The organism is Desulfovibrio desulfuricans, from assembly GCF_004801255.1.
GTDB lineage: Bacteria > Desulfobacterota > Desulfovibrionia > Desulfovibrionales > Desulfovibrionaceae > Desulfovibrio > Desulfovibrio desulfuricans_C.
In genome coordinates this window covers 2,024,472-2,048,573 of the sequence record NZ_CP036295.1, presented here as the reverse complement: position 1 = coordinate 2,048,573, position 24,102 = coordinate 2,024,472, and the positions used below count along the sequence as shown (strand labels likewise).

Annotated in this window: 23 protein-coding genes; 15 read left to right on the top strand and 8 right to left on the bottom strand. The window is 59.3% G+C overall.

What is annotated here, in order from left to right; all coding sequences use genetic code 11:
• Positions 1-7 precede the first annotated feature (7 nt).
• The 3 genes from dprA (at position 8) to DDIC_RS08535 (ending at position 3,607) form a co-directional block, all read left to right on the top strand.
• Entirely contained in the window at positions 8-1,381 is a 1,374-nt protein-coding gene (dprA, locus tag DDIC_RS08545; RefSeq protein WP_136400048.1) for a DNA-processing protein DprA, read from the top strand.
• Entirely contained in the window at positions 1,378-2,505 is a 1,128-nt protein-coding gene (locus tag DDIC_RS08540; protein ID WP_247647431.1) for a tyrosine recombinase XerC, read from the top strand. The genes dprA and DDIC_RS08540 overlap by 4 nt, the downstream gene beginning before the upstream one ends.
• A 184-nt stretch (positions 2,506-2,689) precedes the next feature.
• Complete coding sequence (locus DDIC_RS08535) at positions 2,690-3,607, top strand: manganese-dependent inorganic pyrophosphatase (RefSeq protein WP_136400047.1); 918 nt, start codon at positions 2,690-2,692, stop codon at positions 3,605-3,607.
• Positions 3,608-4,220: 613 nt separating this feature from the next.
• Here the strand turns inward: DDIC_RS08535 and DDIC_RS08530 are convergent.
• Entirely contained in the window at positions 4,221-4,940 is a 720-nt protein-coding gene (locus tag DDIC_RS08530; protein ID WP_136400046.1) for a hypothetical protein, read from the bottom strand.
• Between the two features lie 175 nt (positions 4,941-5,115).
• Between DDIC_RS08530 and DDIC_RS08525 the strand changes: the two genes are divergently transcribed.
• Complete coding sequence (locus tag DDIC_RS08525) at positions 5,116-6,306, top strand: HlyD family secretion protein (protein ID WP_168732508.1); 1,191 nt, start codon at positions 5,116-5,118, stop codon at positions 6,304-6,306.
• Positions 6,307-6,629: 323 nt separating this feature from the next.
• On the opposite strand, the gene DDIC_RS08520 is transcribed toward DDIC_RS08525, so the two are convergent.
• Complete coding sequence (locus tag DDIC_RS08520; RefSeq protein WP_136400044.1) at positions 6,630-7,142, bottom strand: hypothetical protein; 513 nt, start codon at positions 7,140-7,142, stop codon at positions 6,630-6,632.
• 610 nt (positions 7,143-7,752) lie between these two features.
• Here DDIC_RS08520 and DDIC_RS08515 point away from each other — a divergent pair.
• On the top strand, positions 7,753-8,106 hold the full coding sequence (locus DDIC_RS08515) for a hypothetical protein (protein WP_136400043.1): 354 nt from the start codon (positions 7,753-7,755) through the stop codon (positions 8,104-8,106).
• Positions 8,107-8,835: 729 nt separating this feature from the next.
• Here DDIC_RS08515 and queD read toward each other — a convergent pair.
• The 4 genes from queD to DDIC_RS08495 form a co-directional block, all read right to left on the bottom strand.
• A complete protein-coding gene (queD, locus tag DDIC_RS08510) occupies positions 8,836-9,192 on the bottom strand; it encodes a 6-carboxytetrahydropterin synthase QueD (protein ID WP_136400042.1) in 357 nt (118 codons plus the stop codon).
• 8 nt (positions 9,193-9,200) lie between these two features.
• Entirely contained in the window at positions 9,201-9,839 is a 639-nt protein-coding gene (gene queE, locus DDIC_RS08505; protein WP_136400041.1) for a 7-carboxy-7-deazaguanine synthase, read from the bottom strand.
• A gap of 356 nt (positions 9,840-10,195) precedes the next feature.
• Complete coding sequence (locus DDIC_RS08500) at positions 10,196-11,935, bottom strand: YcaO-like family protein (RefSeq protein WP_136400040.1); 1,740 nt, start codon at positions 11,933-11,935, stop codon at positions 10,196-10,198.
• Positions 11,932-12,708: a class I SAM-dependent methyltransferase gene (locus tag DDIC_RS08495; RefSeq protein WP_136400039.1), complete on the bottom strand. Its 777-nt coding sequence runs from the start codon at positions 12,706-12,708 to the stop codon at positions 11,932-11,934. Before DDIC_RS08495 ends, DDIC_RS08500 begins: the two co-directional genes overlap by 4 nt.
• A gap of 211 nt (positions 12,709-12,919) precedes the next feature.
• Between DDIC_RS08495 and DDIC_RS08490 the strand changes: the two genes are divergently transcribed.
• Complete coding sequence (locus DDIC_RS08490; RefSeq protein WP_136400038.1) at positions 12,920-13,768, top strand: 50S ribosomal protein L11 methyltransferase; 849 nt, start codon at positions 12,920-12,922, stop codon at positions 13,766-13,768.
• A gap of 8 nt (positions 13,769-13,776) precedes the next feature.
• Positions 13,777-14,097: a hypothetical protein gene (locus DDIC_RS08485; RefSeq protein ID WP_136400037.1), complete on the top strand. Its 321-nt coding sequence runs from the start codon at positions 13,777-13,779 to the stop codon at positions 14,095-14,097.
• 1 nt (position 14,098) lies between these two features.
• Here the strand turns inward: DDIC_RS08485 and DDIC_RS08480 are convergent, their stop codons facing one another.
• Positions 14,099-14,833 (bottom strand): M23 family metallopeptidase, encoded by a 735-nt coding sequence (locus tag DDIC_RS08480; RefSeq protein ID WP_247647430.1) that lies wholly within the window; start codon positions 14,831-14,833, stop codon positions 14,099-14,101.
• A gap of 131 nt (positions 14,834-14,964) precedes the next feature.
• Between DDIC_RS08480 and DDIC_RS08475 the strand changes: the two genes are divergently transcribed.
• The 4 genes from DDIC_RS08475 (at position 14,965) to DDIC_RS08460 (ending at position 18,699) form a co-directional block, all read left to right on the top strand.
• Complete coding sequence (locus DDIC_RS08475; RefSeq protein ID WP_136400036.1) at positions 14,965-15,819, top strand: pirin family protein; 855 nt, start codon at positions 14,965-14,967, stop codon at positions 15,817-15,819.
• A 91-nt stretch (positions 15,820-15,910) separates the two neighbouring features.
• A complete protein-coding gene (locus DDIC_RS08470) occupies positions 15,911-16,960 on the top strand; it encodes a metal ABC transporter substrate-binding protein (protein WP_136400035.1) in 1,050 nt (349 codons plus the stop codon).
• Positions 16,950-17,843: a metal ABC transporter ATP-binding protein gene (locus DDIC_RS08465; protein ID WP_247647429.1), complete on the top strand. Its 894-nt coding sequence runs from the start codon at positions 16,950-16,952 to the stop codon at positions 17,841-17,843. Before DDIC_RS08470 ends, DDIC_RS08465 begins: the two co-directional genes overlap by 11 nt.
• A complete protein-coding gene (locus tag DDIC_RS08460; RefSeq protein WP_136400034.1) occupies positions 17,836-18,699 on the top strand; it encodes a metal ABC transporter permease in 864 nt (287 codons plus the stop codon). Before DDIC_RS08465 ends, DDIC_RS08460 begins: the two co-directional genes overlap by 8 nt.
• Before the next feature lie 92 nt (positions 18,700-18,791).
• Here the strand turns inward: DDIC_RS08460 and tpx are convergent, their stop codons facing one another.
• Positions 18,792-19,295: a thiol peroxidase gene (gene tpx / locus DDIC_RS08455; protein ID WP_136400033.1), complete on the bottom strand. Its 504-nt coding sequence runs from the start codon at positions 19,293-19,295 to the stop codon at positions 18,792-18,794.
• Between the two features lie 299 nt (positions 19,296-19,594).
• Here tpx and hslU point away from each other — a divergent pair, with 299 nt between their 5' ends.
• The 4 genes from hslU to DDIC_RS08435 all read left to right on the top strand — a co-directional run bounded on the left by hslU (position 19,595) and on the right by DDIC_RS08435 (position 24,021).
• Positions 19,595-20,908, top strand: a complete 1,314-nt coding sequence (hslU, locus tag DDIC_RS08450; protein WP_136400032.1) for an ATP-dependent protease ATPase subunit HslU — start codon at positions 19,595-19,597, stop codon at positions 20,906-20,908.
• A 367-nt stretch (positions 20,909-21,275) separates the two neighbouring features.
• Positions 21,276-22,667: an NAD-dependent succinate-semialdehyde dehydrogenase gene (locus DDIC_RS08445; protein WP_136400031.1), complete on the top strand. Its 1,392-nt coding sequence runs from the start codon at positions 21,276-21,278 to the stop codon at positions 22,665-22,667.
• A 132-nt stretch (positions 22,668-22,799) separates the two neighbouring features.
• On the top strand, positions 22,800-23,756 hold the full coding sequence (mbfA, locus tag DDIC_RS08440; protein WP_136400030.1) for an iron exporter MbfA: 957 nt from the start codon (positions 22,800-22,802) through the stop codon (positions 23,754-23,756).
• Between the two features lie 100 nt (positions 23,757-23,856).
• Positions 23,857-24,021: a chaperone protein gene (locus DDIC_RS08435; RefSeq protein ID WP_136400029.1), complete on the top strand. Its 165-nt coding sequence runs from the start codon at positions 23,857-23,859 to the stop codon at positions 24,019-24,021.
• Positions 24,022-24,102: the final 81 nt, after the last annotated feature.

Here is a 24,102-nt window from a genome sequence, read left to right as displayed (position 1 = left end):
AGGCGGCATGACCCAGCAGGGCAACAGCTGGGCAAGTATGGACGAAGCCGCCCGCAAGGAATATTGGGCCAGCCTTGCCCTGCGGCACTGCCGTGGTCTTGGCGCACGCACGGCAGCCCGGCTGGTGCGGCATTTTGGCTCTGCCTATGCCGCCGTGCAGGGCCGCCAGCTGTGGAACGAGGCGGGCGTCAACAAGGGGCAGGCAACCGAGCTGGCCACAGGCTCGTGGCGCGTTACCGCCCGGGATGAATGGGACCGCGCCCGCGACCTTTCCGCTTCCATTGTCCTTTGGACTGATCCCCAGTACCCCGCGCTGCTGCGCTCCGTCATCGACGCCCCCGTGCTGCTGTATTGCCGGGGCGACCTTTCATTGCTGCAATCGCCTGGCTTTGCCGTGGTGGGTTCGCGTAAGGCGACCCCGCACGGCAGGTCCGTGGCGGAATACATGGCGCGCTGCCTCTCGGCCTGCGGCATATCCATTGTTTCGGGCATGGCTCTTGGTATCGACAGGGTCGCCCACGAGGCCGCCCTCGCGCGGGTGGGGGGCAGCATCGGCGTGCTGGGAACCGGTATCGACGTGCTGTATCCTGCAGAAAATTTTGCGGTATTTGACGCCATGGAGCGCCGGGGGCTGCTTGTTTCGGAATTTGCGCCCGGCACTGTGCCGCACGCGGGAAACTTTCCCATCCGCAACCGCATCATCAGCGGTCTTTCGCTGGGCGTGCTCGTGGTGGAGGCCGCCCAAAGGTCGGGCAGCCTGATCACGGCGCGGCTGGCGCTGGAGCAAAACCGCGAGGTCTACGCCGTGCCGGGGCCTGCGCTGGATACGCACTGTCTGGGGTGTCAGGACCTTGTGCGGCAGGGCGCGCACGCCGTGTTTTGCGCCGAGGACGTGCTGCGCGATCTGGCCGGGCAGCTGCGGCCCTTTGGCATAAATGAAGACAGTGTACCTCCGCAGGAGGAGGGCCTGCAGGCGGAGGTTTCTGCACCGGAGACCGCGCCGCCCCCTGCGCCGAAACCCGCGCCAAAATCTTTGTCCAAATCTCCTTTGGCTGCCTCGCCTGACGCTGTGTCCGGGTCTTCTGCGCATCAGGCTGCAGCGACAGATGCGGCTTGCGGCAGTGCCGGGCAAAAGGCCGCTGACGCCCCCTGCGCGCCGCCGCTCAATGAAGGGGAGCGCGCCGCTGCGGAGCATGCCGTCAACGCGGGGGGCAACGCGGGGCTTCTTGAGTATCTGTTGCAGCACGGCCCCACCCATGCCGATGTACTGGCCGATGCCGCCGGGCTCAGCGCTGCGGCGGCCAACGCCGCCCTGGTGGGGCTGGAAATGCTTGGCAAGGTGCGGCGTCTGCCCGGAGCGCGCTATGAGGCCATGCCATGAGCGGCGGGCAAGGCGCACCCAAAAATGCGGGGCGAGGCCGCAAGGCAGCCGCTGGTCAATCGGTCGATCTGGCTGCAGGCCAATCGACAGCTATGGCCTCCGCGCAGGCTACCGCCGGGGCGGCGGGTAAATCCGCAGAAAGTAAAAATGCCGGGCAGGGCAAGCCCGGCCCGGACCGCGCACAACTGTTCATTGACGCATTCCTGACCTGGATGGAAGTGCAAAAGGGCGCATCGCAGGCCACGCTCAAGGCCTACGGCAGCGATCTTGGGCAACTGGCGGAATTTTTGCGCGGGCAGCAGGCTGATCTGGGCAGGCCGCAGGGCGTGACCAAGCGGCACATTCAGGCGTATCTGGCCTGGCTGTTTCGCCTGGGCGAGGCCAAAAGCTCCATGGCCCGCAAGCTGGCGGCAGCGCGGTCGTATTTTCGTTTTCAGCAGCGTAGCGGCGGGGTGACGGAAAACGTTGCAGCGCAGGTGCGTAATCCACGGCAGGAAAAGCGCCATCCGCGCGCCCTCAACGTGGACGAAACCTTTGCCCTGCTTGATGCCGGGCACAGCGCCGCGAGCAACACCGGGCAGGGACGGGCCATGCCCGACAGCGCCGAAGCAGAGCGGCTTCTTTGCCGCGATCTGGCGCTGGCCGAGCTGCTGTACGGCTCGGGCTTGCGTATTTCGGAGGCGCTGGGCCTTGATGTGGATGACGTGCAGCTTTCGTCGCGCGTGCTGCGGGTCATGGGCAAGGGGTCGCGCCAGCGGCTTGCCCCGCTTTCAGACACCTCTTGCGACAGCCTCAAGAGCTGGCTTGACGAGCGCCCGCTCATGGCCCTGGCCGACGAACAGGCGCTGTTTGTGGGCTCGCGCGGCTCGCGCCTCAACCGCAGGGAGGCGGCGCGCATCATCGAACGCCTTTGCCGCAGGGCCGGGCTTGATTTTACGGTGTCGCCGCACAGCCTGCGGCATTCGTTTGCCACGCACCTGCTCGCAGCCGGTGCCGACCTGCGCAGCGTGCAGGAGCTGCTTGGGCACAGCAGGCTGACCACTACCCAGCGCTATACGCAGGTGAGTCTTGAGCACCTGATGGAGGTCTACGACAAGGCCCATCCTAAAGCATCGAAAAAATAAATAATTCACGACCTAAAAAATATTATTTAATTTTATAATGTTACATATCCATATCCAAACGATAGATTATCTGTGTCGGGTTTTTTTGCGAGAAGACCTTGGCATGAGCATGACTTTGTGCTAAAGAGAACAAAGCGGTCGCACTGAACCGCATACCCGAACAATCCCGGAAGGAGAGACTGTCATGTCCGCATTAGTTATTGGTCACATGAATCCCGATACCGACAGCATCATTTCTGCCATTGCCGCCGCCGACCTGTACAGCAAGCGCGGTTTGGACGTTACCCCTGCCGCTCAGGGCGCGCCCACTCCTGAAACCGAATTCGTGCTCAAGAAGTTCGGTCTTACCGCTCCTCAGGTTGTTGCCGACGTGGCTGGCAAGAATCTGTACCTGGTGGACTATTCCGATCTGGCTCAGGCCCCCAAGGGAATGGACTCCGCCTGTGTGCTCGGCATCGCTGATCATCACAAGCTTGGTGATGTGACCACCTCCGCGCCCCTCGAAGCCTGGATCTGGCCCGTGGGCTGCACCTGCACCGTGCTGAAGAACATGTTTGACTTCTACGGCGTGGAAATTCCCAAGGGCATCGCTGGCGGCATGCTGTGCGCCATTCTCTCCGACACCGTTATCTTCAAGTCGCCCACCTGCACCCCCGCCGACAAGAAGGCCGTTGAAGAACTGGCCAAAATCGCCGGCGTGAGCGACGTGATGACTCTGGGCATGGAAATGTTCAAGGTCAAGAGCGCCGTTGAAGGCACCTCCATGAAGGACCTGGTCTTCCGCGACTACAAGGACTTTGACATGGGCGGCAAGAAGGTTGGCATCGGCCAGCTGGAAGTGGTCGACCTTTCCATTCTGGAACCCGTCAAGGCTGGCCTGCAGGCCGAAATCGCCCGCGTGAAGGGCGAAGGCCGTCACAGCGTGTTCCTGCTGCTTACCGACATCATGAAGGAAGGCTCTGAAATGCTGATCGTTTCCGACGATCCTTCCGTGGTGGAAAAGGCTTTTGGCGTGAAGCCCAAAGGCAAGTCCGTGTGGCTGCCCGGCGTCATGAGCCGCAAAAAGCAGGTTGTGCCCAACTTTGAAAAGGCTTTCAAATAAGCTTTAGCTTGCCTTGATATGACTTTGCCCCGCCGGGGCAGGGAAGCAGACTCTCAGGAGTCGAACCCCTGCTCCGGCGGGGTTTTTTGCGGCGTGCGCAAACACGGACGCTGCAACGCCCCAGGTCTATGCTCCATGCCTGTGCTCCGGGCCTGTGCGCAGGCCTAAGCTGCGGGCCTATGCGCCGGGCGTTTTTCTGTTTATCGGCGACAATCGCGCGTGGCTGCCGCCTCAGTACGGCTTTGGGGGCGATGCGTGTTGCAGTGATGGTTGCGACCAATCATGTAGCGGCAGTGTCGTACTGTCGAGGGGGGTGCGCGGCGCTGAGCCAGTGGTGAGGGAATCGCCCGGCGGCTGAAATTTGACGGCTGGGCCCGTCCGCAAGCCGATAAGGCCGCGCCGCGCCGGATGCGGCTGCCATGTCTACAGCTGCATCTGCGTCGTATGCCTGGTATGTGGGCTTTTTTCAGGTCAGTTGCAGGGCGCAGCCTGCAGGCATGCCGAACTGGCGCGTAGGTGATTGATGCGTCTTTACGCAAAAAGGCTGCCGGTCAATCAGACCGGCAGCCTTTTGCAATATGGGGCTGGCAGCAGGCCGTTGCGCAACGCGGCCTTACAGGCTGCGTTCTTCCAGCCCGCCGCTCTTGGACGGATTTTTGCTCGGCGGCGTAGTCACGGGTTGCAGGCCGGGTACAACGTCATGCACTTCTGTGGGCGGTGCGAGGGGGTCGGCGGAGTCGCGCTGAATAACCTTGCTGTCGCGCACGTACAGGGTGCACGAAAGGCCAAAGCATTCATACACGGCAGCCACGGTGCCCTTGAGCTTTTCTTCGTTGTTGAGTGGCGGGGGCACAAGCACATAATAGATGCGGGTGCGGCCGCCGCGCTTGGGTTCCACATAGCACGAAACTATCCATTCGTCCTGTCCGTCCCCGTTCCAGTCCGCGATGCCGATCATCTTGACTTTAACTATCTGCGTGGCATGGTTTATGTTGAAACCGTTGGGGAAGTGCTGCACGCGGCTGTCGGGCAGGATGGTGGCCGAAAACGTGGCCCCAAGATACACATCGTGCGCTGCGTCGTTTTGCAGCATAAATTCGGGCGAGAGGCGGGCGAACAGAATGTCGCCATAATCTTTCAGACCCTTGAAGGACATGGGGGCCGTGTACGAGCCGTCCTTGTCCAGCAGGTCGCGAGCCTGCAGCTCTTTGGGCATGTTATGCGCCATTTTCATAAATTCGTCTTTTTCCACCACGACGACAGGGCGGGTAGTGCCGCAGCCAGCAAGCAGGCAGCCCAGACAGAGCAGGGCGCAGATTCGCGATAAAACCATGATGTGTGTCAACTCCCCTGGCGGAGTTTTGACGGCAGGCAGCCGCGCTCTCCGTGAATGCAGACTTTGTAAGCGTCTGCGTTCGGCTTGTAAAGGGCATTGCGGTTAGGATGGTACAGTATCTGCATGTTTTTATGATAATGTCATGAAAATGCTCCAACCAACAGGACTTGCCATGCCTGAACCGATGTATTTGCAAATGCCAGAGGCCCCGCTGAAAAAGCATGGCCGTCTGCTGGTGCGTCTGCTGCCCTTGTGGGTGATCGCCGCCCTGATAGCCGGGGGCTGGTGGTGGCTTGAGGCAGGCAGGATAAGCAGCACATGGGCCATGCTTGACGGTATGGTGTATACGGTTTCTTCCGAATTTCCCGCCCGGGTGGAGTCTGTGATGGTGCGCGAGGGCGACCGCGTCAAAAAGGGACAGGTAGTTGCCCGGCTTGATGCGAGCAACTACGCGCGGCAGCTCGCCGCCGCTGGGCGCGAGGGAGCCAACCTGCGCGTCATGGCGGGGCCTCCCGGCATGGATGAAACCGCCGCCCGCGTAAAACAGGCGCAGGATGCCGAGCAGGATATGGTGCGCCGCATAGCCCTTGCCCGGCATGAGGAAGACCGCAAGCAAAAAAACCGTGAAGATCGCGTGGCGGAGCATGTGCGCGCCCAGCTGGCCTTGCGCTCGCTCGACAGTCAGGGCGGCGAGCGCGCCGTCGGCGCATCGCGCTATACCGCTGCCAGACAGGCCGAGGCTCACACCCGGCAGGCCAAGGAGCGGGCCATAGTGGAGTTTGAGCAGGCAAGCCTTGTGCGGGCCGCCATAGATCAGGAGCTTGCCCGCGTGCGCGAGGAAACCCTGCGCTACAAGCAGATGGCCTCGCGCAACCGCTACGCGCCGCAGTATGTCGCGGGAGCCTTGGGCGCGCTGGCAAACGCCGCCCCGCAGCAGGCGGTGGACGGCAACCTGTACGCCCCGCAGGACGGACGCATCCTGCGCGGTCTTGCCATGCCGGGGCAAAGCGTGCAACGCGGCGAGCCTGTCGTTTTGCTCTTGCCCGAGGGCGCGGAAGCGCAAAAATCGTTCTGGATTGTGGCCTATTTTACCCAGGATGACGCCAACGCGCTCAAACCGGGGCAAAAGTGCGCCATCAGCCTGCAAAACAGCATCAAGCTTGAGGGGCGCATCTACGACCGTCTTGAACCGCAGCCTTTGCCGCCCAATGCAACTGCGGGCAGCAAGGATGCAAAGGAAACCGCCTCCAGCCCGCAACTGTATGTGCCCGTGCGCGTTACCATCAGCAATGGCGAGGGAAAGCAGTTTGAACCCGGTATGGTGGCTGACTGCGTGGTGATGACCAGGGTTTTGTGGGATTAGTGGGGCTTTTGCTTTGTCTACCTGATGGGGGTCATACCAAAAGATGGTCGGGGGTTTTGCTTGTGAAATTTTATGAAGCGGTTCCGGCTCTACACCAAAGACAGGGGGCAAGCGTCCCGGCCTGAACAACTAGGCCCATAACTCCACCTTTCCAAGCCGCTACTATTATAATAATTAGAATGATGATAGGCCAATACGGCCGCACTAAACAAAAAATTTTGTTTTATTTGCGCGCTTGTTAGGGATGTCATGTAAACCCCGCTGCTTGGCGGCTACTCATTCACTAGCGCACAACTACAATCAGTTTGAGCCAGAATGCGCGACTATCTTGGCCCGAAGACGATTAAGGCCAGAATCATCCAAAACTCCATAAAGGTTGGCCCTAGGGCCGCGAGCAGAAATAACATACAAATTGGGACCTTGACCAGCATTGCGGCGCTAATCTGCGACCTAAAGAAGAATATATACAAGAACAGCAAGCAGATAAACGAAGCAATAGAGCCCTGAACTGCAATTGTTATTACGATGATAGACCATGGGGACAACCATCCAAGGCCCATCATCTCAGCGATATGCTGAGTGTCTATTATTTCGGCAGCACCTATGAAACATAAAGCCATACCTGAGATATAAATCCATATATTTTTTTGCAAATTAAAAATTGACAACAGCGCAATAGCTCCAGCCGCCCCAACGGCCTGTACCACATGCCCCATATAGTCGTCATCGACCAATCCACCGAACCAAGTAAAGATCAAGATAATAATATTAGGCCAGTGTTCTCGCACTAGGCCCACAACTTTTGCTTTTATTTCCGCGCTTGTTGGGGATGTCATGTAAACCTTCAATAGCTGTTTATGTGCGTTGCGCCGGCATGCTCAAATTTTGGCAAAAAAATAAAACATTTTTTGTCGTGATTTGCAAAAAATTCAGCGTTTATGCCCTGCCGTGGCTTCAGTAATATTCCATAACTATCTGAAAAATATATTTTTTCTTACCATAAAACACCATTATTTATCAAACTGAAAAGGACAAAAAACTACTGAAACGTTTCAGTCTTACAAAAACGTCCGCCCCTGCTATATCTCCCCCAAACCCTTTAAGGAGGAGACATGTCAGGGAACAACTTTAATGCCAGAAACATGGGGCCCGACGTTTCAGACCAGCCGCGTTTGAGCAATGGGCAATTCACTTTTAAAGGCTCTGCAAAGGCAGCAACCATACCCTCGCACAAACCGCAGACTGCGCTTGAGGCCCCCATGCCTGTTTCGCAAAATGCTCCGCTGGAGGAGCGCATGTACCCAGCCAGCATTGCTGACGTGGTAAAAAAGCACGCTCAGCGACCACTCTACCTTGCAACCGTATTCGCCAGACCCAGATGCGGCTGTTCCCTACTATCGCATGGGGGTGAGAGAACTCGGACTTCCAGACGATATAGGCAAAAAAATGTACGGTAGAAAAGTTATGCTCTTCAACTTACACTATGACCATATGCACTTTGTAGGCAACGAAGGCAGCAATTTTGGCCTGACCGGTTCCGGCGAATTTTCTGAATCCGTAGAAGACTTAAAAAGATATCAAGTCGAAGCCCCTAAATATCGCAAGGAATACATCGACAAGGCAAGGCTCGATGTCGCTCATGAAAGAGAAAAAAATCAGATGGATACCGCCCTCAATCAAAATTTCGTGCCCCCGACCTACAACGCTGTAGTTCACAACTGCCAGCACTACTTTGTCGAAGTTCTCCAGCAGGCTCAAAAATACGAAACCAGAGAAAAACCGCTTGTGCTGCCCGAATAAACAAAAAACACCGGTGACGGCAATAGGCTAAATCTCTTGTATAAACGTACGTTACGGCTTATGCATGGCAATGAAGATATTCATTTTTACATAATTTACAAGCCATAGCGCAGCCCCCGGTCATCGCATGCTGACCGGGGGCTATCTCCTATTGAGCGCGCATCTTCAACCAATGCCAACTCTCATTCCCTAAGCTTGAGGCCGAACAAGAGCACTGCCGACGCATCATTATGATTTTTATATATTTAGTGGGCTGGAAAGGCAGGAACATGTGGGGCTGCTAGTTTCAGGCCGGGGACGCTATGCCCCATCTTTGGTGAGAACCATTTTTATTCCTCTTTCAAAGTTTATTCCCCACACGCAAAAAACCCCGATCATTGAAATGGTCTGCACCCCTCAGAGGGCCTTTCCATTTTCGCCAGGTGCGAGGGCAACGCGTCTTTTGCTGCGGGGCTTCCTTCCCTCGCTGCGCTCACTCAGGCGATTTCCCTACGCGCCGCGTAAATGCCAGAATACGCTTCCGCTTCGACTCTGATTCCGCTTTAACCAGACGCCGCATACGCTGTTGGTGGTCTTAAAAGGAATCGCCGGAATTTTGCGCGTAGGACGCTCGAGTATGCGAGCAACAAAAGCCCGGCGATCATGCCTCCAGGCCGTAAAAGCCGGGTTTGCGTAAATCAGCCTGACAGGCTCTGCACCGCATCCCTTAAATTTTGTCTGTATTTTCCGTTACCTGCCGGTGTACACAGCGCCAGACGTGGGGCTTTCCTTGACCACTATTTTTGAAAGACCCCTGATCTGGGACTCAAGCTTGCCCCAAATCCAGATAGCGATATTTTCGCTGGTCGGATTTTCAAGCCCCTCAATGTCATTCAGATACGTATGGTCCAGCTGATCAATGTACGGCTTGGCAATCGCCTTGATGTCGCCAAAATCCACGACCCATCCGTTGGACTCGGACACATCGCCCTGAACATACACCTCAACAGCAAAAGTATGCCCATGCAAATTGCCGCATTTGTGCCCTGCCGGAACCTTGGGTAACCGGTGCGCAGCGTCAAACGTCATAGAAACGAAAATATCCATATTGTCTCCTACCGAATTCCAATAAACTTATGCGTCTGAAGGCTGAGCTTCCACATGGGGCGGTCAAGGCAGATTCTGACAGCGTCTTGTGTTGCCTGCATTTGACCGGCATCGTCGCACGGCTGCAGAAAAAAATGGTCGAAGTCAAGCTGCTCGAAGTCCTGCAACGCGATGCCCTCTTGCGGCCAGACAAGCTTTAGCTCGTTGCCGGAGGCAACAACCAGTTTGGTCCCGGCCTTGGGGCTGACGGTGACCCAGTCCAGCCCGTCAGGCAGCGCCAGCGTGCCATTGGTTTCCATACCAACTTGCGCGCCGTGGCGGGTCAGCTCCCGCACCAGCTCGTCCGTAACCTGCAGGGCTGGCTCCCCGCCTGTAAGGATCACGTAAGGCCGATAGCCCGCATGCGTAAAACTGGGAAAAAAGGAACAGATCACACGGGCCAGCTGCGAGGCGTTTTCAAATGTTCCGCCCGATGCGTCAGCCCCGACAAAGTCTGTATCGCAAAACCGGCATTTGGCAAATTGGCGGTCTTCCTCCCGCCCCGACCACAGGTTGCAACCGGAAAAACGGCAAAATACGGCAGGGCGGCCAGCGTGAAAGCCTTCCCCTTGCAACGTATAAAAAATCTCTTTGACTGCAAAGCTCACTACATTTCTCCCCTTTCGGCGGAGCGTTGCCGCCCCTGACGTTCCCCATGCGGGGTGAGCGTCATTTTTTTCTGGCCGTCCATAAGTATAACCGCAGAGCCATGCTGAAGCAAAATTTGTATTTATTCAATAATTGCAGATTTGTGTTGCTTGAGTGGGTCGTGGCGCGCTTTACGCGGCACAATAAAACGCCGGAATTTGAATGCGCTGTACGTGTGTACGCGAGCATCAAAATTCCGGCGCGGATGCATTTGGTGCGCAAAAACGGGGCGCGGCAGCCATGCCTTGCAGGCCGCCAACCTTAGCCCAGGGCCCGGTATGCGCCCTGCCCCATGCGGGAGGGGCGGATGCCCTGCCTAATCTCCCAGCTCGGCCAGATGAGTGCGGGCAAAGTCCAGGCTTGCGTCCAGCTCCAGCGCGGCGCTCAGGTATTCGCGCGCCTGCTCGGCATTGCCCATGAATTTTTCGCACAGACCAAGGTTGGCCAGATCCATGGCCGAGCCCTTGTCCACACGCAGCACCGCCCTGAAGGCCTCGGCGGCCTTGGCGTAGTCGCCCGTCTTGAAGTGGGCCACGCCGAGCAGATTGCCGTATTCCTTCATGTCGGGGCACAGCCCGGCTGCGGCGGCCAGTGCGGGCAGGGCCTCCTGCCAGCGGCACTGCAGCGTGTCGGTATAGCCAAGATAAAAGGCGGCCAGCGCCTTGGAATCCGCATCGGGTTGCAGGGGAACCGCAGCGGCAAAGGCGCTGCGCGCCGTGTCGAAATCTTCTGCCCGCAAGGCCAGCATGCCTTCAAAAAATGGCAAAAAGTGCGCGTCGGGGTAGCAGTCCGCAAGCACTTTCAAGCCGTGCAGCACTGTTTGCGCGTCTGCTTCTTCCACCAGTTTGCGGCCCACAAAGAGCCCCAGGCTCTGGTTGCGGTCGCGCTCGCGAAACTGCAGACCGGGCACAATACTGTAGTGCGTGGGTATGCCCAGGCGCGGGTGCGTGGTCTCAACCGCGTAGAGTTCCAACGGGGCAAGGCCGCGCAGGGCGGTGAGCAGCTCTTCGCAAATATCCGCGTTTTCAACCGAGGGCAGGCTTGAGAGCGCAACGGTGGGACCTTCGATAAGCCAGTCGATCTGCGCGAGCTCCGTGTACTTGGAAAGGCCGGAGGCCTCGTAGCAGGCGCGGGTGCAAAAATCGCCGGCCAGCTGCGCCACCTCGGTGACGGCGCGGATGGCCGCCTTGGCCGGTGAGGCCGCAGTGCCCGCCGTATAGACGATTTCAGACGAATGGGGAAACGTCTTGGGATCCCAGGCCACGGCGGCGACCGTGGGCAGGGGCATGCCCTGCGAAAAGTCCTTGAGCACCATGCGCACGCCCTCGCGCTCAAAGGCGGCAAGCAGCCCGGCCAGCACCGGGTCGGACGAGCAGGATGCCGGGTCGATGGTGGGCGTGGTGGGCTGGTTGCGGTCAACGCGGCAGCAGACGTGGCGCTCGATGAGTTCGCTCAGACCCTGCAGCAGCGATTCCTCGCGGCTGTTGCCTGCAGAGGTTCCGTTAAATTCACCCAGCAGTTTGAACCAGTCGAGCGGCAGCCACACGGTCTTGCCGTCGAGCAGACGGGTGGCGGGGTAAAACTGCCAGCTTGTCAGGTCAAGCACGCGCCGCGCGTTTTGCGGCGACAGGTTGTCGTCCACCGAGCGCAGCATGGCCTCGAGGGGCAGCAGGTCGCTGCCAAAGCGGGCCTCGGCCTCGCTCCATGTGGCGCTGACCATGTGGGGGCGCTGCTCCCAAAAACTGAAAAAGGCAAAGCGTTCCATCAGTTCCATGAGCGCCGAGGCCTCGGCCTGTTCGGCAGAGGAGCCTTTGCCCATCTGCTTGCGGGTGGGCATGATGCGCCGGGCATCAGCCCCGCATACGCTCAAAAAAACCGGTATGCCCAGCCGCCCCACATCTACGCGGCGTGTTTTGGACAAAATATCAAGCCGCGACGAATCAAGCCGCTCGCGCACGCGCGCAATGGTTTGCGCGGGGGTCATGGTCTTGTCGAGGTCGCGTGTGTAGCCCTTGGGGCAGGGGGCAAGGGTTATGCGGGGCAACTGCTCGTTCATGGCCGCTCCAAAATCAAAATGCTGTACAGGCGGCGCTGTTCCTCGCCGTTTTCGTCCTGTGATTTAACGCCGATGCGACCTTCGGTAATCTTGAAGGTCTTGGCCGCGAGCTTGCCAAAATGGGGCTTGGCGCGGGCCACGTCGGTGCAGAAAAAGGCCTTGCCGCCGGGGGCCAGGTGGCGGTCCACAAACTTGACCAGGGGCCGGTGCAGGTCGTCGAGGTAGAGAATCTCGGAGGCGGCGATGATGTCAAAGCCGCCCGCAAAACGGGGGTCGCGCCCCGGCGCGGTCACATCCACGTGGGTGACCTCGATCTGGTCGCCCAGACCGTTGCGCAGCACGTTGGCCCGTGCAAAGCGCAGGGCCTGCTCCACCACGTCGCTCAACACCACCCGCGCAAACCCGTAGCGCGCGGCCACAAGGCTGAGCGCGCCGCAGCCCGCGCCAAGCTCAAGCAGGCTTTTGCCCTGCGGCTCGTACTTGCGCAGCAGGCGGCCCAAAACAAACGAGCCGGGCCACAGCTTTGCCCACAGGGGCAGATCCTTGAGCGGATCATGTATGGCCTTGCGCTGCAGCAGCTTGTCCAGATGCGCGCTCATGTTCTGTATGGAGAGCACCTGCAGGGGGTTTTCGTCCACGTGCAGCGGTTCAAACTCCACCTCAAAATCGGTGCGGATGCGGTCAAGCAGGCTTGCAAGCTCTGCGGCGTGCACCGCAGAAATCTGCGGCCCGGATTCCTGTGAGGCCTGGGGCGGACACTGAGGATCAGACATGGATGTTCCTTGCAATGGGGAATACAAAGGCATTGATAAGTCATGCACCATACCCGCATTTGCGCGGCATGGCAATCCTTATCAATTAAGTATGTTTTGCGCGGCTTTTCTTGTTGCCGTAAGGGACTCGACCCGGCAAGGGAAGTCTGGCATTGTGGCTAGGTCGGCAGGTGTGCCAGTGGCCCCGCCGCAAACACTGAGCGAGAGGATTATGAAGCAGATTTTTCGTTTGGAAATGGTAGTGGCCGAAGAAGACGCTGACCGCGCCACCGGCCTGTTGACTCTGGGCGTGCCTTTTGGCTGGGAAGAAGAAACCCTGCCCACGGGCGAAACCCGCTTTCGCGTGCATTGCGAAAACCCCGAATTTATCAACAACCTGCAAAGCGACCTGCAGGCCCGTATTCCCGCTGCGGAGTACTCGCTGACCGCCATTGAAAACCAGGATTGGCTGGCCGCCTGGCGGCAGTTTTTTACCCCGGTGCCCTGCGGCAAGCGGTTTGTGGTGCTGCCGCCCTGGCTGGCCGACAGCCCTGATTTTCCTGGACGGGAAAAAATTATTATCGAGCCCAAGAGCGCCTTTGGCACGGGCCACCATGCCACCACGGCCCTGTGCCTCACTGTGCTGAGCGATCTGGTTGACGCCGGGCGCGTCAAAGCCGGGCAGCATTTTCTTGACCTTGGCACTGGCTCGGGCGTGCTGGGCATTGCCTGCTGCAAGAGCGGCCTGACCGGCGAGGGCTACGACATTGACATGCTGGCAGTGGAAAATGCCATTGAAAACCGGGGCATAAACGGCATCGACGGGTTTGAGGTCGGCCTTGGCAGCATTGATGCGCTCGAAGGCCGCACCTATGATCTGGTGCTGGCAAACATTCTGGCGCGGCCGCTCATCGACCTGGCCCCGCGCATTGTGTGGGCCTGCAAGCCCGGTGCGTGCCTGGTGCTTTCGGGCCTGCTCGAGATCCAGGCCGACAGCGTTGAAGAAGCCTACATGGCCCAATGCCTGCCCAAACCCCGCCGGGTTATCGACGGCGAGTGGTGCGCGCTGGTCTGGGAATAGGCGCGACGTTGACGGTTTTTGTTCTGGCTGCCGCGGCGCGGGCGGAGGTGTTGTCCGCACCGCCGGTCACGCTGCAGCTTGCCGGACAAACGCTCCCAGCCTTGCTGTTTGCTGCGTTGCTGGGGTTTGGCGCGGTTTTGCAGGTTGCGGGCGTGTACCGCCCAAGTCGCGCAGCCGCCCTGATCGGCGCGGCGCTGGTGGTTTGCGCCGGGCTTTTTGACCGTGACCCCGTACTTGTGGTCGGGCAGATTGTGCTGGTAGCGGCCCTGTGGCCAGCGTCGAAAAAAAAGACAGGCCAGACCCGCAAGCGGCGGCACAGCGCTGGCTGAGTTACTGCGCGCCGGGGCGTTCGTTCCAGGATGGAATGGGCGGGGGCGTGTAATTATCGAGGTTTTTCAGCACATCACCCATGCGCGTGGGGTGGCCATCGGGGCCGCGCAGCACCGGCCCGCAAGACTGGGCTTCCAGTACCAGGGGGATGTCGGCCGGGTCGGGGCGCAACACTTGGTCGGCTGTCTGCAAAAACGGCATGGGGTCAACGGCCTTGCCCGCGGCATCCAGCAGGCCAAAATGCAGATGGGCCCCAGTGGTCCTGCCGGTGCAGCCCACAAGGCCCACCGGTTCGCCAGCATCAACACGTTGCCCTGCGTTTGCCAGGGTTTTTGACAGATGGCCGTAGCGGGCCGTCATGCCGTCGTCCTGCCGGATGTCGACAGAGATGCCCAGCGGGCCGTTGTCCCCGGCGCGTATTACCTTGCCGGGTTTGAAGGCTGTGACGGGCCAGCCCATTCTGGCGCGGATATCAATGCCCGCATGGTCGCGTATGACCGCGCCGCGACTGCTGAGCCAGCCGGGCATGCGCCGGTTGCCAAAGGGCGAGGTTACAAGCTGGCGCAGCGGCGGCAGTGAATGCGGGGCGCTTGCAGCTGGCGGGTTTTGCGGGGCGTTCTCTTGCTGTTGCGGGGGGCTTGCAGCTTGGGGCGCGTCGGGTGCGGCCCGCAACGCCGCAGGGGCCAGCGCCGCACAGAGCGCAAATAGCATGAGGCTGAAAAGTATTTTTTGCACGTTTTCTCCTTAAAAGGGCCGCCCTGTGCCAGTGCCTGCCCGCCAAGGCGGCAACCATACTGGGCAGGGTAAAAAAATCAAGCACGGTCGAGGGCAGGTCAGCTGCGGCCACCGCCTGCCGGGAGGTCCACATGGGTTTACGGACCATAGTTCAGGACGTCATCGGACGGCAGACAGTTGACGGCGCGGGCGTACGCCTTGTGCGCGTGCTGGGATCGCCCACGGTCAAGACCTTTGACCCTTTTCTTATGCTTGACGCCTTTGATTCGACAAATCCCGACGACTACATCAAGGGCTTTCCCACCCATCCGCACCGGGGCATTGAGACCTTCACCTATCTGGTCAACGGCGCCATCGAGCACAAGGACAGCCTGGGCAATGCTGGCGTCATCCGCGATGGCGGCTGTCAGTGGATGACCGCAGGCAGCGGCATTCTGCATCAGGAGATGCCGCTGGCCTCGCCGCGCATGCTTGGCCTGCAGCTGTGGATCAACCTGCCCGCAGCGCACAAGATGGTTGACCCCAAGTACCGCGACATCACCACGGACCTGGTTGTACGCGTGGAGGAGGCAGACGCCTCGGTGGCGGTGGTGGCGGGTTCATACAAAGATACGCGGGGCGCTGCGCAGGGCGATTATGTGGATGTGCGCTTTCTTGATGTATGCCTCAAACCGGGCGCGCGCTGGCAGGTGGATACCGACCCCGCGCACACGGTGTTTGCCTATGTCTATGACGGCGACTGCTTTTTGCTGGATGGCAAAACGCCGGTGCTGGCCCGTCATGCCTACCTGCTGGGCGGGGGGGATGCCGTCGCCTTTGAGGGCGGCGATGCGCAATGCCGTTTTGTGCTTGTTTCGGGTGCGCCGCTGCGCGAGCCTGTGGCCTGGGGCGGCCCCATCGTCATGAATACTGATGAGGAACTCATGCAGGCTTTTTTTGAAATTGAAGACGGCAGCTTTATTAAACACTGGATTCCGGCACGCTGACAGATTGTTGCCGCTCTTAAATTTGCGCCCTTGACATGCCCACAGACGGGTCTTATTGGAGCAGAGCACTTCATAAACAGGAGTCAATGCTATGTGCAAATGTCTTTCTGTATTGTCCGTCAAGGGCAAACAATATGGCCTTATGCTGGCAGGCGCGCTTCTGGCGACCATGTTTGCGGTTACCGGCGCTGCAGCAGCGGAACCAAAGGTGCGCGTTCTTGCCACCACCTACCCTGTATATCTGCTTACCCGCGCCGTCGCCCAGTCGAGCCCCGATGTGCAGGTTGACCTGCTCATACCGGCCCAGACCGGCTGCCCGCACGACTACGCCCTGACGCCCAAGGACATGCAAAAGCTTTCGAAGGCCCGCATTGTGGTTATCAACGGGTTGGGGCTTGAAGCTTTTTTGGAAAAACCGCTGGCATCGGCTGGCAAGATTAAGGTTATTGACAGCAGCGCGGGCATCACCCCCATTGCTGAAGACCAGGACGACGACCACGACGCCGGGCACGCCGGTACGGACAAAGCCCACGAGGCTGACCATGCCGCAGCGGCGGCAAAGGGGCATGAGCCGCACGACAAGGGGCATGAAGCAGCGCACGAGCATGGGCACGAGCATGGCGGCGCGAATCCGCACATTTTTTCCAGCCCGCTGCAGGCTGCTGCCATGGTTCGCAACATAGGACGCGGCCTTGCTGCGGCCGAGCCTGTCGCCGCCAAAAACTGCCCCGAAGCGGCGGAGGCCTATGCCGCCAGGCTTGAGACCCTTGCCCAGCGCATGGCAGCTGTGGGCGCCAATGCCGCCAACAAAAACGTGGTGGCCCTGCACGACGGCATGGCCTACCTCGTGCGTGATGCCGGGCTGAACCTCGTGGACGTTATTCAGGAAGACGAAGAAGCCCAGCCCTCTGCGGCCCGTCTGCTTGAACTGGTAAAAAAAACCAAAGAATCAAAGCCTGTTGTGCTTATCGGCGAACCGCAGTATTCAGACAAGCCCGTGAGGGCCCTTGCCGCGGAGACGGGCGTGCCCGCCGTGCAGCTTGACCCTCTGGCTTCCGGGCCGACCAACGCCCCGCTTGATTATTATGAGACGGTAATGACGAAAAACTGCACGATTCTTGAGAAGTCTTTTGCCAAATAACAACACAATGCTTGCCCCCTCGGTCTGCTTTGAGAATGTATGCCTCAGCCGGGGGGGCAACCATATCCTTGAAGGCATCTGCGCCACCGCGCCAGCGGGCGGCAGCACGGTTATTGTGGGCCCCAACGGGGCAGGCAAGACCACGCTGCTGCTTTGTCTTATCGGCGAGCTTGCGTACACGGGGGGCATCCAGTTTGCTGGCGCGAGACGGCAACCGCGCATGGCCTATGTGCCGCAGCTTTTGAGCATGGACCGCAGCCTGCCCCTGCGCGTGAGCGAATTTATGGCGTTAAGCTGCCAGCAACAGCCACTCTGGTTGGGCCTGCGCCCCTTTGCACGGGCAGAAGGGCGCAGGCTTTTGCAAATGGTCAAGGCCGAGCATCTCGAGCAGAGCCGCATGGGCGACCTCTCGGGCGGCGAGTTGCGCAGGGTGCTGCTGGCGGCCGCGCTGGGGCGTGATCCTGAGCTGCTGGTGCTTGATGAACCGGCGGCAGGCGTTGACATACGCGGAGAAAGGCTGTTTTGGGAAATGCTTGATGCAGCCCGCCGCGAGCGCGGTTTTACGCAGATTATGGTCAGCCACAATCTGCCGCTGGTGGCGCACTATGCCACCCATGTCATCTGTCTCAACAAGACCGTGTGCGCCATGGGCGCACCCCGCGCCACGCTCATTTCGTCAACCCTGATGGAGCTTTTTGGCGTGCCCATTCATCTGTACCCCGACCAGTGCGATCCCGAAGACCCCGGCTGCCCGCAGTGCGGCGCTGTAAGCGAAGCCGAGGGGCTGCTGCCCAATTATTCGGCCATCGCGCGACGCCAGGCCGCCCGTCAGGCCGCCCGCAGCGGTGCAAAGACGCCAAGTCAGGGAGCCCCCCGTGCTTGATCTCAGCCCTGTCTACTCGCTGATTGCCATGATCCCGCTCGATTGTCTGCAGATGCGTTTTATGCAGCAGGCTTTGCTGGGTTTGCTGCTGCTGGCCCCCATGGCCTCGGTGCTCGGAGTGGAGGTCATCAATTTTCGTATGGCCTTTTTTTCAGATGCCATCGGGCATTCGGCCTTTGCCGGTGTTGCCCTTGGCCTGATACTGGCTGTGCCGCCCCGTCTGTCCATGCCCCTTTTTGGCATTCTGGTGGGGCTGGGCATCATGGCAGTGCGCCGCAAAAGCGATCTTTCGTCCGACACGGTCATCGGCATTGTTTTTTCCGCCGTGGTGGCCTTTGGCCTTGCCGTGGTGAGCCGAGCCGAGGGCATCGGCAGGGATATGCAGCGCTTTCTTTACGGCGATATCCTCACCATCACCGACGGCGAGATCGGTTTTTTGGCGTTGCTGTTTGCGGCCCTGCTGGTGTTTCAGGCTTTTGGCTACAACAGGTTGCTGTACATTGCCCTTAACCCTGTCATGGCGCGGGTTCACGGCGTGCGGGTGGCCCTGTGGCAGTATGCGTTTGCGGGTCTGCTGGCACTGGTGGTGATGTTTTCGGTATGGGCGGTGGGCGTGCTGCTGGTTACCGCCATGCTGATCGTGCCTGCCGCCACCGCCCGCAACCTTGCCTGTTCGGCCGGGGGCATGTTCTGGTGGGCGCTTTTGGTGGGCACATCGTCAGCCTTTGCGGGGCTTGCGCTGTCGGCGCAGGAGTGGCTGGCCACGGCAAGCGGCGCTACGATCATACTTGTGGCCTGCTGCTGGTTTGGGCTGAGCCTTGTGGCTGCGCAGACGAGAGAGCGCAGACGCGGATAACCGCACCTTGTGCGCTGACTGCAATGAGAATGCAAAAAACCGCCTTCTCCGGTTTTACGGGGAAGGCGGTTTTGCGTACAGCCAGGGTGCTGCTAGGCGAGCTTTTTCACGGCCTCAAGGGCGGCTGCGTAGTCGGGCTCGTGGGTAACTTCATTTACCAGCTGGCTGTAAGCCAGCGTGCCGTCGGGGCCGACCACGAATATGGAGCGGGCCAGCAGGTCCAGCTCCTTGATCAGGACGCCGTAGGTTTTGCCAAAGGCGGCGGTGCGGTAGTCCGAAAGAGTTTCAACGGCGGTTACGCCAGCTGCTCCGCACCAGCGGGCCTGTGCAAAGGGCAGGTCGCGGCTGACAGCCACAATGCGCACTTTGTCTGACTGAGCGGCGGCCTCGGTGTTGAAGCGGCGCACTTCCATATCGCACACCGGAGTATCAAGCGACGGAACGCACACCAGCACCAGCACCTTGCCAGCGTAATCTTTGAGGCTGCGGGGGCTCATATCGTTGGCGGTCAGCGTAAAATCGGGGGCCTTGCCGCCGACGGCAGGCTGGGAACCTTCAAGATGCATGACATTGCCTTTAAATGTAACTGTATTCATAGGGAACTCCTTATTGTTTCAGGGTTCTTGGATTCTGTGGCATCAAGGCTTTATTGTCAATGATTATTATTATTAAAAAATGCGGAAATAATTTTGCCCAGCATTAATTCAGTGTATCGTTGGCCAAAATTCTTCGCAAGAGCAACTGTGATGACGTCGCCGCGCTGGCAGCGATTTTGCCGCAGAGCTGGTGAGCCGTGCGGGGCAGGCTGCCTATGGACAAAACGGCGCTTCGTCCATTGCCATATGGGCGGCAGTGCCTATATTTAATAAGAATATGTTTTCAGCAGGAGCGATTGATGAGCACTTTGACACCTCGCGGCATCGTTGCCGAACTTGATAAATTTGTGGTGGGACAGGAGCAGGCCAAGCGCATGGTGGCCGTTGCGGTGCGCAACCGCTGGCGGCGGCAGCGCCTGGCGCCGGAGCTGCGCGACGAGGTTTCACCCAAGAACATCATCATGATGGGGCCCACGGGCGTGGGCAAAACCGAAATCGCCCGCCGTCTGGCAAAGCTTTCGGGTGCGCCCTTTGTAAAGGTGGAGGCCACCAAGTTTACCGAGGTGGGCTATGTGGGACGCGATGTGGAATCCATGGTGCGCGACCTCATGGAAATCGGCATCAACCTTATGCGAGATGAGGAAAACGCCCGCGTGCGCAAGGCTGCCGAGGCCGCTGCGGAATCGCGCCTGATGGATCTGCTCTTGCCCAGCTCGTTTGGCTCGGACGAACGAACCTCCACGCGCGAAAAGCTGTTGCAGCAGTTTCGCCTGGGTTTTTTGGACGACCGCGAAGTGGAAGTGGAAGTGACCGAGCAGGGCGGAGGCAGCGTTGATCTTTTTGCCATCCCCGGCATGGAGCAGATGGGCGGCCAGGTCAAGGACATGTTCAGCAAGGCCTTTCCGCCCACGCACAGCCGCCGCAAAATGAAGGTACGCAACGCCTTTGCCGTGCTGGTGCAGGAAGAATCGGGCAGGCTGGTGGACCAGGATGCCCTGGTGGACAAGGCCCGCGAGCGTGTGGAGCAGACGGGCATCATCTTTATTGACGAAATCGACAAGATCGCCAGCTCGTCGCAAAACCGTACCTCCGACATATCGCGCGAGGGCGTGCAGCGCGACCTGCTGCCCATTGTGGAAGGCAGCTCGGTCAACACCAAGTACGGCATGATCCGCACCGACCACATCCTGTTTATCGCGGCGGGCGCGTTCCATTTCAGCAAACCGTCGGACATGATACCCGAGCTTCAGGGGCGCTTTCCCCTGCGGGTGGAGCTGCAGCCCCTGGGCAAGGAAGAGTTTTTGCGCATCCTCAAAGAGCCGGACAACGCCCTGACCAAGCAGTACGAAGCCCTGCTGGCCACAGAGCAGATTCGCCTGAGCTTTACGGATGACGGTCTGGAAGAAATCGCGGCCTTTGCCGAAGACACCAATGCCCGCACGGAAAATATCGGCGCGCGGCGGCTTTACACCATCATGGAAAAAATTCTGGCCGACATATCGTTTGACGCTCCAGAGATGCCCGGCGCGCAGGTGGTGGTAAACAAGACTTATGTGGAAGAGCATCTGCAAGACGTGCGCGACGACCAGGACCTGAGCCAGTATATTCTGTAGGCCGCATCTTACGCGCGCAACGTCGCAGCAATCAGCCAAAGCCGACCCCCTGTGGGTCGGCTTTTTGCGTGGCGCGGTTATGCCAGCCATTCCAGTCCGTTGCCAATTCGCCGCCAATCCGCCGCCATTGCTGTGCATGCGCCGGGCATGCTGAATTGCCTGCGTTGCGGGTAGTCCCTGACCTCAATAATTTATTGATAATTAATTTCAATAGACATCTTGCCAAACCAGCTCTCGGTGTTAACTGATTTTTGACAGGAAAAAAGGCAGGTGGCGCAAGCCGCCTGAAACAGACCCATATACACGTTTTTGACCATAGGTTTCCATTGGAGATCTGGCCGGGCGCGAAGCAAATTTGAGGCAGACAATGTCATACGCAACAGTCAATCCTTACACGGGCGAAACCCTCAAGACCTTTCCCGAAGCAACCGATGCGGAAGTAACCGCAGCCATAGCAAGCGCTCACAGCGCTTTTTTGCAGTGGCGCAAAACCTCGTTTGGGGAAAGAGCAAAAATACTGCAAAAGGCGGCCGACCTGCTGCGGGCGGGCATGGAAGAGCACGCGGCTCTGCTGACCCTTGAAATGGGCAAAATTATTGGCGAAGCACGGGCAGAGGTGGAACTTTCGGCCAGAATATTTGAATACTATGCGCAAAATGCCCAAAAGCTGCTCGCCCCCGAAAAGCTGCCCCTGAGCGACGCGGCCGAGGGCGAGGTCTGGGTTACGCACGAGCCTCTGGGCGTGCTGCTGGCCATTGAGCCGTGGAACTTCCCCTACTATCAGATAGCCCGCATCCTTGCCCCGCAGCTCTCCGCGGGCAACACCATGCTGCTCAAGCACGCCTCCAATGTGCCGCAAAGCGCAGCGCGGTTTGAAAAGCTCATGCATGCGGCCGGGCTGCCCGCCGGGGCGTTTATCAATCTGTACCCCACCAGGGAGCAGATCGAGATGATTCTTAACGACCCCCGCGTGCACGGCGTGGCCCTGACCGGTTCGGAAGAAGCTGGCGCGGTGGTTGCCGCGCAGGCGGCCAGAGCTTTGAAAAAATCCACGCTTGAGCTCGGCGGGTCGGATGCCTTTGTGGTGCTGGCCGATGCGGATGTGGACAAAGCCGTGAACTGGGCGGTGTTTGGGCGGCACTGGAACGCCGGGCAGGTCTGCGTTTCGTCCAAGCGCATCATAGTGGCCGACGAAATTTACGACGAGTTTATGGAAAAATACACCAAGGGCGTCGCAGCGCTCAAGGCTGGCGACCCCATGGACCCTGCCACCACGCTGGCGCCGCTTTCGTCCCAGGGCGCGGCTGACCTTGTGCGCGGCAAAATAGCCAAGGCCGTGGCCGCCGGGGCCAAGGCGCAGCAGGTTGGGCCCAAGGTTCCGGTCAGGGGCGCGTTTGTGCAGCCGACCATCCTTACCGGCGTGGCCGATGCCAACCCGGCGAGGTTGTGGGAGTTTTTTGGTCCTGTTTCCATGATATTCCGCGCCAGGGATGACGATGACGCCGTGCGCATCGCCAACGACACCCCCTTTGGGCTGGGCGGCTCGGTGTTTTCAAAAGACGCAAAACACGCCAGAGCAGTGGCTGACCGTATTGAAACGGGCATGGTTTTTGTAAACCACCCCACCATGGTCAAGGCGGATATTCCCTTTGGCGGCATCAAGCGCTCCGGCTACGGGCGCGAGCTGATCGGGCTGGGCATCAAGGAGTTCGTGAACCACAAGGTGACGGGCATTGTGGATATTGACGCGGAGTTTTAGTCGCCTTTAGCGGCGCAAAACAACTCCACGCGCCGGTGCTGGCATCAGTCCGGCGCCGGCGCGTGAGGGCGTAAGGCGTTGATGCGGGCTTGTCCTGCCTTATGAAGAGAGCTGCCGTAGTGGTAAGGAATCATGAAAAAATTTGTTGATCTCAGTGAGCAGGAAATTCTGGCTCTGGCCATTTCGCTTGAAGAAGAAGACGAGCGCATCTACGCGGACTTTGCCGATGCCCTGCGAGACGACTTTCCGGCCACTGCGGCGCTGCTTTCCGGCATGGGCGCGGAAGAAACCGTGCATCGCCAAAAGCTTACAGATCTGTGCCGCAAAAAGTTCGGCGGGCATATCCCCCTTATCCGCAGGCAGGATGTAAAAGGCTTTGTGCAGCGCAAGCCGCTGTGGCTTGTGCGGCCTCTGGGCCTTGAGGCCGTGCGCCGGTTTACAGCTTCAATGGAGTATGAGACCCGGCAGTTTTATGAAAAAGCCGCCGCCAGAGCTACAGATGCCGAGATACGTCTGCTGCTGGACGATCTGGCCCAGGCCGAGCGCAGGCATGAGGTCAACGCCGAGCGGCTTTCGCGCGAGCATTTGAACTCCGAGGCTGTGGACTCGGAAAAAGCCACGCAGCGCCGCCTTTACGCCCTGCAGGTCATACAGCCAGGGCTGGCCGGGCTTATGGACGGCAGCGTGTCCACCCTCGCGCCAGTCTTTGCGGCTGCGGCGGCTACGCAGGATACGTGGCAGGCTTTTTTGGTGGGCCTGGCAGCCTCGCTGGGCGCGGGCATCAGCATGGGCTTTGCCGAGGCGCTTTCAGACGACGGCAGCATAACAGGCCGTGGGCACCCCTGGGTGCGAGGCCTTGTGTGCGGCCTCATGACGACCCTCGGCGGCATAGGGCATACGCTGCCCTTTCTTATCGTCAATTATCATACGGCGCTCATGGCGGCCTTGGCCGTGGTGGTGCTGGAACTTGCCTCGATAACCTGGATACGGTCGCGGTACATGGATACCCCTGTGCTTTCCGCCGCTTTGCAGGTGGTGCTGGGGGGCGTTCTTGTTTTTCTCACCGGTCTGCTGATCGGCAATGCCTGAGCGGTTTGCGCCGCTCCAGAGCATAAGGTCGGCCTTGTGCCCTCGTGGTCGAGGTGCTAACAATCTGTATAGAGCACAACTCTCAAAGGAGGAATCTGAGATGGCCCAGAAAATGAAAGAAGACGAGTACACCAAGTGCCCGGCTTGCCACGGCAGCGGCAAGAACAAAGATGACTCCAAGTGTTTTGAATGCAACGGAACCGGTAAACGGCAGCAGGCCTGCACGGTTCCTGAAGGCCCGGAACACGAAGGCGTGTGTGATTAGCATAGTGTTGTAACAAACGGTGTTCACCGTTGTGACTGGTCCGCTTTCTGGCAATTGCTGCCGAAGGCGGACCAGTTTTTT

What these genes read in the sequence shown, in the direction of transcription:
- dprA (WP_136400048.1), top strand. Translation starts at nt 8, where the DNA reads ATGACCCAGCAGGGCAACAGCTGGGCAAGTATGGACGAAGCCGCCCGC.
- DDIC_RS08540 (WP_247647431.1), top strand. Translation starts at nt 1,378, where the DNA reads ATGAGCGGCGGGCAAGGCGCACCCAAAAATGCGGGGCGAGGCCGCAAG.
- DDIC_RS08535 (WP_136400047.1), top strand. Translation starts at nt 2,690, where the DNA reads ATGTCCGCATTAGTTATTGGTCACATGAATCCCGATACCGACAGCATC.
- DDIC_RS08530 (WP_136400046.1), bottom strand. Translation starts at nt 4,940, where the DNA reads ATGGTTTTATCGCGAATCTGCGCCCTGCTCTGTCTGGGCTGCCTGCTT.
- DDIC_RS08525 (WP_168732508.1), top strand. Translation starts at nt 5,116, where the DNA reads ATGCCTGAACCGATGTATTTGCAAATGCCAGAGGCCCCGCTGAAAAAG.
- DDIC_RS08520 (WP_136400044.1), bottom strand. Translation starts at nt 7,142, where the DNA reads ATGACATCCCCAACAAGCGCGGAAATAAAAGCAAAAGTTGTGGGCCTA.
- DDIC_RS08515 (WP_136400043.1), top strand. Translation starts at nt 7,753, where the DNA reads ATGTACGGTAGAAAAGTTATGCTCTTCAACTTACACTATGACCATATG.
- queD (WP_136400042.1), bottom strand. Translation starts at nt 9,192, where the DNA reads ATGGATATTTTCGTTTCTATGACGTTTGACGCTGCGCACCGGTTACCC.
- DDIC_RS08500 (WP_136400040.1), bottom strand. Translation starts at nt 11,935, where the DNA reads ATGAACGAGCAGTTGCCCCGCATAACCCTTGCCCCCTGCCCCAAGGGC.
- DDIC_RS08495 (WP_136400039.1), bottom strand. Translation starts at nt 12,708, where the DNA reads ATGTCTGATCCTCAGTGTCCGCCCCAGGCCTCACAGGAATCCGGGCCG.
- DDIC_RS08490 (WP_136400038.1), top strand. Translation starts at nt 12,920, where the DNA reads ATGAAGCAGATTTTTCGTTTGGAAATGGTAGTGGCCGAAGAAGACGCT.
- DDIC_RS08475 (WP_136400036.1), top strand. Translation starts at nt 14,965, where the DNA reads ATGGGTTTACGGACCATAGTTCAGGACGTCATCGGACGGCAGACAGTT.
- DDIC_RS08470 (WP_136400035.1), top strand. Translation starts at nt 15,911, where the DNA reads ATGTGCAAATGTCTTTCTGTATTGTCCGTCAAGGGCAAACAATATGGC.
- tpx (WP_136400033.1), bottom strand. Translation starts at nt 19,295, where the DNA reads ATGAATACAGTTACATTTAAAGGCAATGTCATGCATCTTGAAGGTTCC.
- hslU (WP_136400032.1), top strand. Translation starts at nt 19,595, where the DNA reads ATGAGCACTTTGACACCTCGCGGCATCGTTGCCGAACTTGATAAATTT.
- DDIC_RS08445 (WP_136400031.1), top strand. Translation starts at nt 21,276, where the DNA reads ATGTCATACGCAACAGTCAATCCTTACACGGGCGAAACCCTCAAGACC.
- mbfA (WP_136400030.1), top strand. Translation starts at nt 22,800, where the DNA reads ATGAAAAAATTTGTTGATCTCAGTGAGCAGGAAATTCTGGCTCTGGCC.
- DDIC_RS08435 (WP_136400029.1), top strand. Translation starts at nt 23,857, where the DNA reads ATGGCCCAGAAAATGAAAGAAGACGAGTACACCAAGTGCCCGGCTTGC.